Consider the following 15,226-nt stretch of genomic DNA (forward strand, 5'->3'; position numbering starts at 1 on the left):
TGACAGCGCCTGAGCATTCTATTAGTGTAACCGGGCTAAAGTTAACATTTTGTAAAGTGAATGCAGTCAAATACAAAAAAAGCAGTCTTAGTTACACTGTGTATTCAACTGGCTTCTAATTCTTTTTCGGTTAAGAGTCATGAAGTTGGTGTTACAGATTCAGTCTATTTTATACCAGCATTGCTCATCGCAATACTGCTGCTTTTTTCGCTGCTTACAATTTTTAAATTGATCCGCTCACAAAAAAAACTACAAATCTCCGAAGATCGACTTAAAAGCAGCTTCCTTGGTAGTGGTGACACTCTTTGGGACTGGAATATCATCACCGGAGAACTTACGCGAATTAACGACGGCCAATTCTTTGAACAAGACAAAAATGCCACTACCCCACCCAACCGAAAAAATATTCACCCTCAAGATTTACCCAATGTTGAATTGTTGTTAAAACAGCACTTTTCTGGTCACACCGCCTTTTTTGAAGCAAGCTATCGCACTAAAGACAACTTAGGCCGTTGGCGCTGGGTGCTCGATCGTGGCAAAGTCATTGCAACCGACCCTCAACTTAAACCAACTCGCATGACGGGCACAGTTAAAGATATTAGTCGTATTAAATCGACCGAAGAGCGATTAAATCTTTTTGCCAAATGCGTTGAAAACTTAAGTGATGCCATTGCTATTTGCGATCGTAATTTTAATGTTATTGATATCAATCCAAGTTTTTTGCGCTTTTTTGGTAAAAAACGAGATCACTACATCAATAAACCTTTCAAGCTACACGGCTATAAAGACAACTACATTGAAAAGTTAAAAACATTCCTGCTCGATAAAGGCCACTGGCAAGAAGAACTTAAGCTGCCAAATGAAAGTAAAGAGTTGATGCCTATCGATTTATCGATTGATGTGGTAAAAAATAGCATAGGTAAAGTCACCCATTTTGTTGTGCTCTACTCTGATATCAGCGAAAGAAAAAAAGCAGAGTCTGAATTACAGCGTCTTTCTAATCGTGACCGCCTCACAGGCTTACCCAATCGAAATTTATTTTTTACCAATTTAAAAAAGCTTGGCGCGCAAAAATGCCACCATGCTCTTTTAGTCTTTGATTTAGATAACTTTAAAAAAATTAATGACTCACTAGGCCACCAGCTTGGTGACATGCTGCTCTGCCGTTTAGCTAATCGCTTAATTAAATTAACTCGCCAGCAAGATAGTTTTTATCGTTTGGGCGGCGATGAGTTTGCTTTGGTGATTGTTGGCACTAACGACATCCATAAAATCACCTCAACCGCCAAAGAGTTTTTACATGAAATCACCCAACCCTTTCATATGGCGGGTCATGAATTAGTGATTACTTCAAGTGTTGGTGTGGTCTTGTTTCCAGAAGATGGAAATACCCCTGAGATATTGCTAAAAAATGCCGATACCGCGATGTATCACGCTAAGCAACAAGGCAACCGCTATTTATTCTTTAACGACACCATGAATCGCCAAGCGGTTAAAAGACTGCAAATAGAGAACTTGATGCGTTATGGTTTAAAAGAAGATCACTTTTGTGTTTATTATCAACCAAAAATGAATACGGAAACCAATGAGTTAGTGGGAATGGAAGCACTAGTACGTTTTATTACCCCAAATAAAGGCTTGATAAGCCCAGCACAATTTATTCCGATTGCTGAAGAAACCGGCCAAATAATTGAGATTGGTGAAGTCGTTCTCGATAAAGCCTGCGCCGATGTGAAACGCTGGTTAAACAAAGGGTTGTTTAGTGGCCGAGTAGCAGTCAACCTCTCTGCTAAACAGTTTGGTTTGCCGGATTTAACTGCTCGCATTGATGCTATTTTACAAAAACACAGCTTACCGTCGTATTTTTTAGAGCTTGAAATTACAGAAGGTACCGTAATGGATGACCCTAAAGAAGCGATTGCGATTATGAAGTCACTCAGTGCCCGAGGCATTCATTTAGCCATGGACGACTTTGGTACGGGTTATTCTTCTTTAGCCTATTTAAAGCAATTTCCGCTTAACACCTTAAAAGTAGATAAAGCATTTATTGATGATATGTCGACTGAGCGCGGCCGTAATATGGTCGATTCAATCGTGACCATAGCCCATAACTTAGATTTATCTGTGGTTGCCGAAGGGGTTGAATACGCAGAACAAGTCCAAATCCTCAGTGAACTCAACTGTGAGACCATTCAAGGCTATTATTATTCTAAACCACTTTCTGCTGAACATTTTGAGCAGTTCTTAGAAAAGCAACAAGGCCGTCATACAAACAAACTAACTTTAGTTAAAAGCTAAACACTTCAACAATTAAGCCCTTAATACCGTGCGGTTTTCGCCAAGCGATCGCAATAAAGCACGCCGATAATGAACATTAAATAAATACACTGCAATTGGCCCAACAAGTGCGCCAAGGATCAACCAACGTTTAACGGGCATGCCTTTTTTAAACGCCAACGCCCCCAACAAAGTTGCAAAAATAATGCTTAACACAACAATTAACATAACAGCCTAAATACAGAAATAACCAAAGGGGAATAAAAATTAAGGCGGCAGTATATAGATAAAAAGTGGTTAAATATACAGCAAGTATAAATAACCACTTTTCAGCTTTTAGCGAGAGTTAACGATAGCGCGTTTTATTTTCGGCCATAGTGATTAATGCTGGCGCAGGTGTAAAAGCAGCATTTTGCTCAGCAAAGGTGGCCAAACGCGATGCTAAATGCCCAGCTCCCAGTGTATCAATATAGCTAAATGGACCGCCTAAAAATGGTGGAAAACCAATACCAAAAATAGCGCCGATATCGCCATCTCGGGCACTAGCAACAATCCCTTCATCTAAACAACGGGCCGCTTCGTTGAGCATTTGGCTTACGCAGCGCTCTGCGATTTCCTCAAGATTAAGTTTTGGTGATTTCTGCACACCCAGTAACTCATAAATTGACTCATCGACTTTTTTATCTTTTTTACCGTAGATGTAAAAACCTTGCCCCGTTTTTCGACCTAAACGCTTTGCAGCGATTAAGCGTGAAAAAGCATCAGGCGCTTTAAAGCGCTCACCTAATTCAACTTCAAGAATTGGCGCTATTTTTGAGCCAATATCAATCCCAACTTCGTCTAATAACGCAAGCGGTCCAACTGGAAAGCCAAATTCGACTAAGGCTTGATCTATCTTTTCAATCGGCTCACCTGATAACAGTAAGTTAGCCGCTTCATTGATGTAGGGCGCCAAAATTCGATTAACATAAAAACCCGCTTTATCTTTAACAACAATCGGTGTTTTACCTTGCTTACGTGCAAAGCTCACCACTTTTGCAACCACAGCTTCACTGGTGCCTTCATGTGGAATGATCTCAACAAGTGGCATTTTTTCAACCGGTGAAAAATAATGTAACCCAATCACATTTTCAGGTCGACTCGCATTTGCGGCAATTTGATGAATAGGCAACGAAGAGGTATTGCTTGCAAAAATTGTATGCTCATTAGTATGAGTTTCAATATCAGCCACCATAGCTTGTTTTAGCGCTAAATCTTCAAATACCGCTTCAATGGCAATTTGAGTATGTTTAAAACCAACATAATCAGTCCCGCCTGTAATGCGGTTCATTTGCAGCTGTAATTCGGCTTGGGTTAAAATACGGCGCTGTTGTTTTTTCGATAAAATTTTATAGCTGTAATTCATCGCCTTAGTAATGCCTTCAGGTGCAACATCTTTAATGCGCACTCGCGCATTGGCTTTACAGGCACTGACATGAGCAATACCAGCACCCATTAAGCCTCCGCCTAATACAGCAACATGAGTGATAGGTGTTTTATCTAACGCTTGCCATTCTTTTTTCATCTCTGTGGTGGCAAAGAAAATACCACGCAGCGCCTTAGATTGACTGCTCATGCATAAATCAGCAAAACCATCAGCTTCCACTTGGTAGGCACCAGCCGTATCCATTTCGACACCGGCACGAATTGCTTTGATAATCGCATAAGGCGCAGGGTAATGGCCGCCTGTTTTTTTAGTAACATTTTCGGCCGCTTTTTTGAAAATAATATTTCGACCAAATGGATTACTTTCAAGCAACTGGCTGATTGTATCAAGCTTAGGTTTCGCCGCTTTTGCTTTACCTTTGGTAGCTTGCACAATAGCGGTTGTTAGTAAAATACTGTGTGGTACACATTGGTTTACTAAACCGGCTTTAAGTGCCTGCTTCGCCCGTACTTGCTTGCCTGTCAGTGTCCACTCTAATGCTTTTTGAATGCCCACTAGTTTTGGTAATCTTTGAGTACCGCCACCGCCAGGCAATAGGCCAAGTTGAACTTCAGGCAAACCTAATTTAGTAATGTCGGCATCAGAACAAACACGGTAATCACAAGCAAGTGCAAACTCTAAACCACCCCCGAGTGTTGCGCCGTGTAATGCAGCAACGGTAGTGAATGGCATTTTTGCCATTTCTGCAAATACGTTATGGCACGTTTTTGATAAATACAGTGCGTCATCACGGGTTTTTGCATCATCTAGCATTTTTATGTCAGCACCAGCAATAAAGTTATCTTTTTTACCACTAATAAAGACTAACCCTTTAACTCGCTCTGATAAGGCATGCTGTAATATAGCGTTAAGCTCATCGATAAAGCTTGCACGCAAAGTATTCATTTTTTCGCCTGGTACATCGATAGTAACTACACCAATCGCGTTATCATGTAACTCAAAACTAAAAACCGAATCCGTCATTATTCTACCTCCAATACAAAGGCAGCTCCTAAGCCACCAGCAGCACATGCCGTTGTGAGCGCTAAACCACCGCCTCTACGTTTTAATTCATGTAAACTTTGCGTAATCAAACGTGCGCCTGTTGCAGCAAATGGATGACCATATGCAAGCGAGCCACCATTAACATTAAACTTAGCCATATCAATTGAACCAATCGCTTTGCTTAAGCCTATTTCTTTGGCGAATTTTTCTGATTCAAACATTTTCATATTGGCCAGAGTTTGGGCGGCAAATGCTTCATGCATTTCAATTAAATCTAAATCGGCAAGCTCAATACCTGCACGGCGAAGTGCAATCGGTGTTGAGTGAGCAGGCCCCATCAACATATCATCGTGCACACCTATGGCGCTAAATGCAAAGCTGCGAATATAACCTAAGATTGGGTAACCCAGCGCTTTTGCTTTTGATTCACTCATCATCAGTACTGCTGCAGCGCCATCGGTTAATGGTGTTGCATTAGCGGCTGTGACAGAGCCATGTTGGCGATCAAACACCGGACGTAACTTGGCATACCCCTCAAGTGTTGAATTGTGACGAATGTTATTATCTTGGTCTAAAAAAGTTTTATATGGGGCCACATGAGCCGTCATCACTTCTTCTTTAAAATAACCCTCTTGCCATGCTTTGCTCGCAAGTGTGTGAGAGCGATGCGCTAACGCATCTTGATCCGCGCGGCTAATACTATGAGTTTTAGCCATTTGCTCGGCAGTTTGCCCCATCGAAAGCCCTGTAGAGTATTCAGCAACAGCCGGAGGTACTGGCAGTAAGTCTTTTAAACGCAACTTTGAAAAAATCTTAAGCTTGTCACCAAATGTGCGTGCTTTCGTTAAATCAACCAACGAGCCAGCTAGTTTTTTACTGACACCTATCGGTAAAACTGACGATGAATCCGCGCCACCAGCAACCGCAACATTTACCGAACCGGCCATGATTGATTCAGTTACATTGGCAATTGCTTGAAAACTTGTTGCACAAGCGCGAGACACAGAATACGCATCAACACCCACAGGCATCCCTGTGCCTAATACAATTTCACGGGCAATATTCGGTGCCTCTGGCATTTGCACTACTTGACCAAAAACAAGCTGGTCGATTTCATTGCGGTCAAAGTTCAAACGCTCTAGCATCTCATTGACAACCAGCTTACCTAAATCAAGCGCTGATATATGATGAAAATACGTTGCTTGTTTTGCAAACGGAGTACGCAAACCACTTACGATTGCAATACGGTCGCCTTGGGCTGTTCTTAGTTTTATTTGCTCAGACATAATAATTCCTCTTGATACAGGTCTGACCTGTTAAAGTTGCTTTGATTCTAAACAACCCTGTTTTTTTTGCCAACCATTGTTTTCATTTAATCAGTCAAATTTAGCAGTAAAACCAAACAATAGTGCGATAAGAGCTTATATTTTGAATTAAAACAGCAAACAACAGCTTTCGATTAAATAAGCAAGCACTACGGTAGGTATCCATAAATCTAAATGCATAATTATAAAACTGAGTAATTTTATACCTTTGTCATTAAAACGCTTCGGTAATACTTAAAATAATCATCAAAAGCAGGGCGCTATCGACCTAAAACTCAGTCAAACGATCAAACAGCAACTTAAAAAAGAATAAACATAAGGAAGGTTAAAGCTAAAGCTTGTAGATATTGAATATTCAACAAGTACAAAGCCAACTGCTGGCATCATACCTATAAAAGATGGCTGCTAAAGTTATTAATAGAAGGAATAAAACAGCAATAATTAGCATCATTACACCGTGAAAAAGCACAAACATCTTCACTCATACTTCACAATTAACGCGATGTTTCACCCTCCACTCCATGGAGAATATGCAGGCTCGCTTTAGGATTAAGTAAACGCTTAAAAATAGTAAAAGATGAACAAAAGTGCAGACCACTTGAGTAATGAACGTTATTTTCACGCCTTTCATCCATTTATTTTTCAATACAACTTGTTTTAAATAATAATGAACCTTATATCTGTCTTAGTGTCTCAATGGGGCAAAATGTTCCTAAATAGCAATATTAGACAAAGGATTTATTTTAGTTATGGCAGTTAACGCATTTCAACAATTACAAACGTATCTTAATTCTCAAATTATCGGCCAACCTGCACTGACACAATCGTTGCTTCTCGCTATTTTAGCCGATGGCCATTTATTAGTTGAAGGCCCACCAGGGCTTGCCAAAACACGCGCTGTGAACTCGTTAGCCAAAGGGGTCGAAGGTAGCTTTCAACGAGTGCAGTTTACACCTGACTTACTCCCTGCGGACATTACTGGCACCGATATTTATCGTCAACAAACCAGCGAATTTGTTTTTGAAAAAGGCCCTTTATTTCACAACCTAATTTTAGCTGATGAAATTAACCGTGCACCGGCAAAAGTACAATCAGCGTTACTTGAAGCCATGGCTGAGCGCCAAATTACTGTCGGTAAAAATACTTACCCATTGCCGCAGCTTTTTTTAGTAATGGCTACCCAAAACCCTTTAGAGCAAGAAGGGACGTATCCCTTACCTGAAGCACAGTTAGACCGTTTTTTATTGCACCTCAATATTGATTACCCAAATGCTCAAAGTGAGCTTGAAATTTTACGCTTAACCCGTGGCGAAGCGCTCGAACAACATAAAGTTGAAGCGCCAGAAATTTCACAGCAAACCCTATTTGAAGCACGAAAATCGGTCTTGCAACTGCACTTAGCCGAACCTTTAGAGCATTATTTAGTCCAGCTTATTATGGCAACACGTAATGCCGAAAAACTCGACAAAGAACTTGCTAGTTGGATTGATTATGGCGCAAGCCCTCGTGCCACGATTGCACTTGATAAATGTGCCCGTGCTCATGCTTGGTTAAATGGCCGAGATTTTGTTGCACCTGATGATATTCAAGCGGTCTTTTTAAACGTATTACGTCATCGCATCATTTTAAGTTATGAAGCACAAGCCGATGGCATCACCAAAGACCAAGCATTAAATCGAATTTTAGAATTAGTTGCAGTGCCATAAACTATGAATACACACAACAATCAGGCGTTGTGGTTAGAAAGTTGTCATAGTAATGGTGTCCAGCTCAATCTGAAAGAGCTGATGTACTACCGTGCGAAAGCAAAACTATTAGATTTAAAGCCCAACGCCCATATTAAACATAAATTAGCAGGCCAATACCTTGCGCCACATAAAGGCCGAGGTATGGAGTTTGCCGAAGTGCGTCATTATCAACAAGGCGATGATATTCGCTCGATTGATTGGCGGGTGACGGCTCGCACCGGTCAAACCCACACTAAGTTGTATCAAGAAGAAAAAGAGCGCCCTGTCTTCATTTTTAGCGACTTTAGTGAATCGATGCTGTTTGGTTCTCAGTTTTTACTCAAGTCCATACAAACAGCTCACTTAAGTGCATTAATTGCCTGGTCTGCGGTACTACGAGGCGATCGTGTGGGCGGATTAGTCTTTAACCAACAACAGCACTTTGAGCTCAAACCAGGCAGTCGCCAATCAGCTGTGATGGCGTTATTCCATAATTTGCTCAGCTGTCATAAACAAGCACTTGCCCTTCCCTCGCAACCAGCAAACCATGGTTTCGCTGAGAATTTAAAGCGCCTAACCCAATTAGCAAAGCCTGGCTCGTTAATTTATTTAATCTCAGATTTTACTCAGCTCGATGACGAAGTAATTAAACAATTACAGTTATTAGCGCGCCACTGTGAAATTATCGCCTGCCAAGTAAACGACCCGTTTGAGCTGCAACTGGCGGACTATTCGGACAATATTAAAGTGCAAACCGGCGACCAAGTGTTTGAATTACCTCTGGCAAACAAGCAATTTCGCACTCGCTTTTGTGAGCATGCAACTCAGCAAAAAACAAAGCGCCAAAATGCATTTAAAAAGTCAGGTATTGCAACCTTACATTTCAGTGCCGCAAGTCCATTAGAACAACAAATATTAGGAAAAGCATAACCATGAATGCCTCTCCTTTGGATAATTTAAACGATATCATCGCCCCTGCGACTGTGCCTTTTTGGCCATTAAGTCCTGCTTGGTGGTTAATCATAGCCGCGAGCCTTATATTCATACTCGGTGTATTTTTTTATTGGCGTATTATTTTTCGCCATAACAGCGCCAAACGTGAAGCGATCGTCCTAAGCAAAACCTTAACTAATAACCAAATGAATGATCTACAACAGTTAAGCATTATTTTAAAACGACTGACTCAACATTATTACGGCGCACATATTGCCTCGTTAACTGGTCAAGCTTGGTGCCGTTTTTTACAAACACGTTGTGGGTGCACATTAAACCCAACCCAGCTGCAAAGTATCTATCAAGCACAGTTAGATAAAACGACAATAAGTGAGCTCAATACTGCGTACCTAGCTGCAATCAAACAATTTAAAACCCGAGGGCAATACCATGTTTGAAATGAGTTGGCCTTGGATGCTGTTACTTGTACCACTGCCGTGGTTAGTTAAACGTTTTAGTCACAACAAATCTCAACAACTGACCCTTAGAATTGCCAGTTTTAGTGCCAATCCGTTGTTGTCACAATCGGAAAGCCACTCTGTTAAACAACGCAGCTCAATTTTAATGTGGCTATTTTGGCTGTGTTTATGTCTTGGAGCAAGTAATCCACGCTGGTTAGGTGAGCCAATAAGTTTACCTAACGAAGGGCGTGACATTATGCTTGCAGTGGATTTATCAGGCTCCATGGTTGAACAAGATATGGCTTATCAAGGCCGCTATGTTGACCGTTTATCCATGGTAAAAGCAGTGTTAAAAAACTTTATTGAGCAACGCCAAGGCGACCGCTTAGGATTAATTTTGTTTGGCGATACCGCTTTTTTACAAACGCCCCTCACCCGAGATTTAAATACAGTCAGTAAAATGCTTGATGAAGCGCAAATTGGCTTAGTGGGTAGAGCAACAGCCATTGGTGATGCACTTGGTTTGGCCGTAAAACGCTTTTCGCAAAAACAAGACAGCAACCGCATTTTGGTTTTACTCACGGATGGTGAAAATACCGCAGGTAACTTAGCCCCTGAAGAGGCGCTATTACTTGCTCGTGAAGAAGGGATAAAGGTATATACCGTAGGCGTCGGCTCGCAAGGCGGCAATCGTTTTAACCTCTTTAGTATGTCAGGTTCAAGTTCGCTAGATGAAAGCTTGCTACAAAAAATAGCCACTGAAACCGGCGGTTTATATTTCAAAGCAACAGATGTCGCAAGCTTGCAACAAATTTATCAAGAGCTTGATAAGCTTGAGCCGATTTCATCTGATACACAAACGTTTCGCCCTCAAACAGCTTTGTTTTTCTATCCCTTACTAATCGCCTTACTTATTTTGACCTTAGCTTTATTAAAACCCTACTTTGTTATGGTTAAAAAGGAGATAAATGAATGATATTTGAATTTATCCGTCCAGACTTTTTATGGCTCTTAGTTGCTGTATTGCCCTTAGCATTAGCGCTTTATTTTCAAACCCAGCATAACAGCCGTAAACAACCGCTGATAGCGCCTCATTTAGCGCAGTTTATTTTAACAGAGCAACCGCAAGCACAGCGGCAATCTCCTTGGTTGCTCATAGTGTTTATAAGCCTTGCTGTCGTCGCCCTTGCAGGCCCGAGTTGGCAGCAACAGAAAATTCCAATTTACCAAGCAAAACAAGCACGTGTCATTGTAATGGACATGTCGCTATCGATGTATAGTACCGACATCAAACCCAATCGTTTAAGTCAAGCCCGCTTTAAATCACTCGACATGATTGAGCTATTTAAAGAAGGTGAAACCGCATTAGTTGCTTACGCTGCCGATGCGTATGTAATATCGCCGTTAACCAGCGATGCCAAGACCCTTAGTAATTTAATTCCAAGCTTAAGCCCTGAAATAATGCCCACAAAGGGGTCAAATGTCATGGCGGGTTTAACCGCTGCAACCGAGCTCCTAAGTCAAGCCGGTTATTTAAGTGGTGATATTATTTTAGTTACCGATGGTATCGAGAGTGATGAGCTTTCAAGTGTGCAAGATTTTGCGCTGCAATCGGGCCATCATTTACATATCTATGCGGTTGCAACTGAGCAAGGTGCACCGATTGAGTTACCAGAAGGTGGGTTTTTAAAAGATAACTATGGCCAAATTGTGGTACCCAAAGCACAGTTTACGACATTGCAACAGTTAGCTAAACGGGGCTCCGGCCAATTTGCCAGCTACAGCGCCTCCAACGCCGATATTAATCAGCTTAATCAAAGTAATAAAGAAGAGCTCAGCCAATCTGAACAAAACCATACATTGGCTCGTTTAGATGGTGGAATTTATTTAATGCTGTTTCTGCTACCACTTGCACTGCTGCTGTTAAAGCGCAATCAAGTACTTAGCCTTTGTTTTGTGATGCTATTGCTACCAACAGAAAAATCGTTTGCGCTCGATTGGCAAAACCTATGGCAAAACGACGAGCAAAAAGCATTAGCCGCTTATCAACAAGGCGATTTTAAACAAGCAAGCCAAGCCCAAACCCCACAGCTAAAAGGCGCAGCGCTGTATAAACAAGGCGAATACGAACAAGCACTGACTGAATTTAGCCAAGATAATTCCGCACAAGGGTTATATAACCAAGCTAATGCATTAGCGCAGCTTGGAAAATTACCTCAAGCAATTGAAAAATACCAAGCGGCTCTTGACTTAGATGCTAGTTTTAATGCCGCTAAAGAAAATAAAGAGTTACTCGAAAAGCTGTTAAAAAATCAACAGCAGCAACAAAACCCAGATCAATCCGAGCAAAATAACTCAGATCAAAACCAGCGAGATAAACAAGACTCAGAGCAATCTGAGCAATCTGAGCAACAAAACTCGGATCAAAAAAACTCAGAGCAGCGAAATTCTGAGCAACAGTCTGAGAGTTCAAAACAGTCTGAGCAGCAATCTGACGATCAATCGCAAGAGGGACAACAAAGCGGTCAGCAAAAAAATTCGGATGAAAAAAACAAACCCGAAATGCAAGCTCAAACACAGCAAGATCAAGCCAAACAGCAAGCACTAGAGCAATCTGATGCAAAGTCCGACGAATCAGACAAACAGCACATGCAAGCTCAACAAAACGATGAACAAAAAGACGCCTCAAATGAAGATAAACAAGGCCATAAAATGGAAGTCACCCCGACTCCTCTTTCTGCAGAAGAACGTGAAAAAGCACAACAACTGAGCCAATTGCTGCGCAAAGTGCCTGACGACCCATCAATTTTATTAAGAAACAAAATGCAGTTGGAATATCAAAACCGTGGCCGCAACCAAAGCCCTCAAGGAGTTAAAAAATCATGGTAATTCGTTGTATTTTATTACTATTATTAATCTGCTCACACAATGTATTTTCCCTCTCTCGACTCGATTCATCGGTGAGCCAAAACCCGGTATTACAAGGTGAATTTTTTGTATTAACCTTACAAGCCGATGACAGTGTGCAAGGTGAACAGCCCGATACGAGTGCGTTATTAAAAGATTTCGTGGTTGGCCCGACGAGTGTTAGCAATCATACCAGCATCATCAATGGCAGTATTTCTAAAAAAACCACGTGGCAAATTGAATTAATGTCGCGTAAAAGCGGCCAATTTACCATCCCTGCTTTTACGCTCAAAGGTGTGAAATCTGAACCTTATACTCTCACCGTTGTTGCACAAGATTCAACCAAACAAGGCGACGATATTTATATTGAAACAAGCTTAACCCCTGAATCATTATATGTGCAGCAAGCAGGTGTTTATAACGTCAAACTCTATTTAGCCAAAGAACTGCGTGATGGCCAGCTTTCAAGCCCTGTGATGGATAATGCGCAAATTTCGCAACTAGGTAAACAAGTTGAAAGTAATGAAATTATTAACGGTAAACGCTACTTAGTCGTCAGTCGAGACTACTTAGTTCAACCACAAAAAAGTGGTGAATTTACCATTACCGCTCCTGCTTTTAATGGTCGTATCCAAGAAAACTATCGTGCGATTGCGGCTTCTGCAATTGCCGAGGACACGACACTTACGGTCAAACCTATTCCCGTCAATTACCAAGGCGATTGGCTACCAAGTGAAATGGTTTCATTACATGAACAATGGCAACCAGAAGAAAGTACTGTTGAAGTGGGCACCCCAATCACACGTACGATTACTTTAACAGCACTTGGCATTACGAAAGAGCAATTACCAAAAATTGTAACACCGGAGATAGCTGGGATCCGCTCATACCCAGATCAAGCCGACAATAACCACAGTGTCCGTGATGGAAGAGTGATCTCCCAACGTGTCGAATCATTTGCACTCTTACCACAAAAACCAGGCACTTATACGTTACCGGAAGTAAAAATTCCTTGGTTTAATACCGTAGTCAATCGGATTGAATACGCCACCTTACCGACTCGAATAATCACAGTAACAGGCACAGGCCAAGAAGCTATTTCAGGGGCGGCAAACATCACAACTCAACCGGCCATCACCAACACTGCGGTAGCCCCTTTAATGGTGAGCCCATCAACTACAAATTGGCTACTTGTTAGCAGTGGCTATGTATTGTGGATCATCACATTAGTGGTTGTTTGGCTTAAAAGACGTAAAACCCCACACGCCAATACAGAACAACAAAGCGAAAAAAATAGTGAGCACACGTTATTAAAACTGCTGAATCAGGCTGCGCGTGATAATAATGCTTCGATGTTTTATCAGCATCTACTTCAGTTGAGTAAAGTACGTTTGGCTACCAAGCACACTGACTTAAGTGCATTTGTTGAATCATACCAATCTCCTGAATTAGCAGCGTTGGTAAGCCAACTACAAGCAAGTTTATACAGTAACGATAAAGGTTCTGTTGATTTAACCGCCTTACTTAAGTCACTTAAACATACTCCCGCTGTACATACTCACGCTGCTGTAAAACTCAAACCGCTTTACTAATCATTGCTTAAGGGTTAACCCTTAAGCAGCACCAAGCTTGGCTTGTGCCCTGCTTGGTGCAATACTAATGTCATATCAGATAGATAAGAAAAAAACGTATGTTTGGAAAGAAAAATTCTGATCGTCAGGTCTTAATAGATATGACAAATAAACAAAAACGATACGAAGCCCTTGTGCAGGTGTATCACAAAGAATTATATCGCTTTGCCTATTGGTTATGCCAAGATCACAGCGTAGCCGATGACTTAGTGCAAGAAACGTTTTTAAGAGCATGGAAATCACTGGATTCATTACTTGATCAGCATGCAGCCAAGGCGTGGCTAATTACGATTTTACGCCGCGAAAATGCACGGCGCTTTGAGCGAAAACAATTTGATTACTCCGATGTTGAACAAGAGCATCTGGTGGATGACCATAGTTTTACACTCGAACAAACGATGGAGCAAACCATGGTACAGCGCCAAATTCAGGCATTGCCTGAAGAATATCGCGAGCCGTTATTATTACAAGTGGTAATGGGGTGCTCTGGTGATGAAATAGCTACTATTTTGGATTTAAATAAAAATACCGTCATGACTCGACTTTTTCGCGCGCGTTCACAATTAAAAGACGCGCTATCATCGCAAACAGAGCAACATAGGGGAGTTAAATAATATGGATGAATTAGAATTTCGCCGCCGCCTTTATGCTGATCCAAATGAGCTTGATGAAGAGTTAAGCCAGTTTGCAGCCCAGGATGCTGAGCGAGAAAAGTTAGTTACTGATCTACAAGCGCTAGATAAACGTTTAGATCAAGCGCTTAATATTGAAGTGCCTGATAATCTAGCAGAACGCATAATATTGAATCAGTCATTTAGTGAGCATAGAGTGCAAAAACGCCGTGCACGAGCTCATTTAGCGATTGCAGCCTCGGTGGCGTTTGCTTTTGGTATTATTTTTAATTTATATAATGCTTCGGCTCCGCTGAATCTTGAACAGCATGCACTTGAGCATCTTTATCATGAAATTGCATCAATGCAAGTGCAAGATAGTCGATTTAACTTAAATCAAGTGAATACAAAGCTCGCATCATTTGGCGGCCAACTTACTGATTTACCTGGCGAGATTAGTTTTTTAACTATTTGTAATTTTAAAGGCCAAAAAGGGTTGCACTTGGTGTTTAATTCCGACACAGGCCCTGTCACTTTATTTATTGTGCCGCAAAACAATGCGCGAGAATCAGTATCTGAGTTTTCAGATCAACAATTTAATGGCACTATTTTACAAACCCAATTTGCAAATGTCATAATGCTGGCCGAAAAAGCTGACAATCTAAAACAGTACCAACAACAGGTTAAACAAAACTTAATGTGGGAGATTTAGAGTTCATTTCACGCGAGTAAAACAAATGTTTTACTCTGCGCGCCCCTCAAATTTAGATTAAATTTACCTCAGAGTTAATCTATTTTAATTGTTTTAAAACAATAAGATAAATATCACACCAAGCATTGACTTCACCCCCCGACTCCCTACAATCTGTGCTTAGTTAATTGTT

12 protein-coding genes are annotated in these 15,226 nt (G+C 41.2%); 9 read left to right on the top strand and 3 right to left on the bottom strand.

Going from position 1 to position 15,226, the window contains the following annotated elements:
• The first annotated feature begins 60 nt into the window (after nucleotides 1-60).
• Nucleotides 61-2,298 (top strand): sensor domain-containing protein, encoded by a 2,238-nt coding sequence (locus AC3KZC_RS11695; protein WP_490577942.1) that lies wholly within the window; start codon nucleotides 61-63, stop codon nucleotides 2,296-2,298.
• A gap of 12 nt (nucleotides 2,299-2,310) precedes the next feature.
• On the opposite strand, the gene AC3KZC_RS11700 is transcribed toward AC3KZC_RS11695, so the two are convergent.
• From AC3KZC_RS11700 to fadI, 3 genes are all read right to left on the bottom strand, one after another.
• On the bottom strand, nucleotides 2,311-2,505 hold the full coding sequence (locus AC3KZC_RS11700) for a hypothetical protein (protein WP_490577941.1): 195 nt from the start codon (nucleotides 2,503-2,505) through the stop codon (nucleotides 2,311-2,313).
• Nucleotides 2,506-2,623: 118 nt separating this feature from the next.
• Complete coding sequence (gene fadJ / locus AC3KZC_RS11705; RefSeq protein WP_490577940.1) at nucleotides 2,624-4,726, bottom strand: fatty acid oxidation complex subunit alpha FadJ; 2,103 nt, start codon at nucleotides 4,724-4,726, stop codon at nucleotides 2,624-2,626.
• On the bottom strand, nucleotides 4,726-6,033 hold the full coding sequence (fadI, locus tag AC3KZC_RS11710) for an acetyl-CoA C-acyltransferase FadI (RefSeq protein ID WP_490577939.1): 1,308 nt from the start codon (nucleotides 6,031-6,033) through the stop codon (nucleotides 4,726-4,728). The genes fadJ and fadI overlap by 1 nt, the downstream gene beginning before the upstream one ends.
• 788 nt (nucleotides 6,034-6,821) lie before the next feature.
• On the opposite strand from fadI, the gene AC3KZC_RS11715 reads away from it, so the two are divergent.
• From AC3KZC_RS11715 to AC3KZC_RS11750, 8 genes are all read left to right on the top strand, one after another.
• On the top strand, nucleotides 6,822-7,778 hold the full coding sequence (locus tag AC3KZC_RS11715; protein WP_490577938.1) for an AAA family ATPase: 957 nt from the start codon (nucleotides 6,822-6,824) through the stop codon (nucleotides 7,776-7,778).
• Between the two features lie 3 nt (nucleotides 7,779-7,781).
• Nucleotides 7,782-8,729: a DUF58 domain-containing protein gene (locus AC3KZC_RS11720; protein ID WP_490577937.1), complete on the top strand. Its 948-nt coding sequence runs from the start codon at nucleotides 7,782-7,784 to the stop codon at nucleotides 8,727-8,729.
• Between the two features lie 2 nt (nucleotides 8,730-8,731).
• Nucleotides 8,732-9,190, top strand: coding sequence for a DUF4381 domain-containing protein (locus AC3KZC_RS11725; protein ID WP_490577936.1), 459 nt, complete (start codon nucleotides 8,732-8,734; stop codon nucleotides 9,188-9,190).
• The gene (locus tag AC3KZC_RS11730) at nucleotides 9,183-10,169 is read left to right on the top strand and encodes a vWA domain-containing protein (RefSeq protein WP_490577935.1); all 987 of its coding nucleotides are present in this window, start codon (nucleotides 9,183-9,185) and stop codon (nucleotides 10,167-10,169) included. The genes AC3KZC_RS11725 and AC3KZC_RS11730 overlap by 8 nt, the downstream gene beginning before the upstream one ends.
• Entirely contained in the window at nucleotides 10,166-12,082 is a 1,917-nt protein-coding gene (locus AC3KZC_RS11735) for a vWA domain-containing protein (protein WP_490577934.1), read from the top strand. The genes AC3KZC_RS11730 and AC3KZC_RS11735 overlap by 4 nt, the downstream gene beginning before the upstream one ends.
• Nucleotides 12,076-13,692, top strand: a complete 1,617-nt coding sequence (locus tag AC3KZC_RS11740) for a BatD family protein (RefSeq protein ID WP_490577933.1) — start codon at nucleotides 12,076-12,078, stop codon at nucleotides 13,690-13,692. Before AC3KZC_RS11735 ends, AC3KZC_RS11740 begins: the two co-directional genes overlap by 7 nt.
• Before the next feature lie 140 nt (nucleotides 13,693-13,832).
• Complete coding sequence (locus tag AC3KZC_RS11745; protein WP_490577932.1) at nucleotides 13,833-14,345, top strand: sigma-70 family RNA polymerase sigma factor; 513 nt, start codon at nucleotides 13,833-13,835, stop codon at nucleotides 14,343-14,345.
• Between the two features lies 1 nt (nucleotide 14,346).
• Complete coding sequence (locus tag AC3KZC_RS11750) at nucleotides 14,347-15,054, top strand: DUF3379 family protein (RefSeq protein ID WP_490577931.1); 708 nt, start codon at nucleotides 14,347-14,349, stop codon at nucleotides 15,052-15,054.
• The last annotated feature ends 172 nt before the right edge of the window (nucleotides 15,055-15,226 follow it).

The sequence above is a fragment of the Pseudoalteromonas sp. J2K-J031 genome (genome assembly GCF_058197095.2).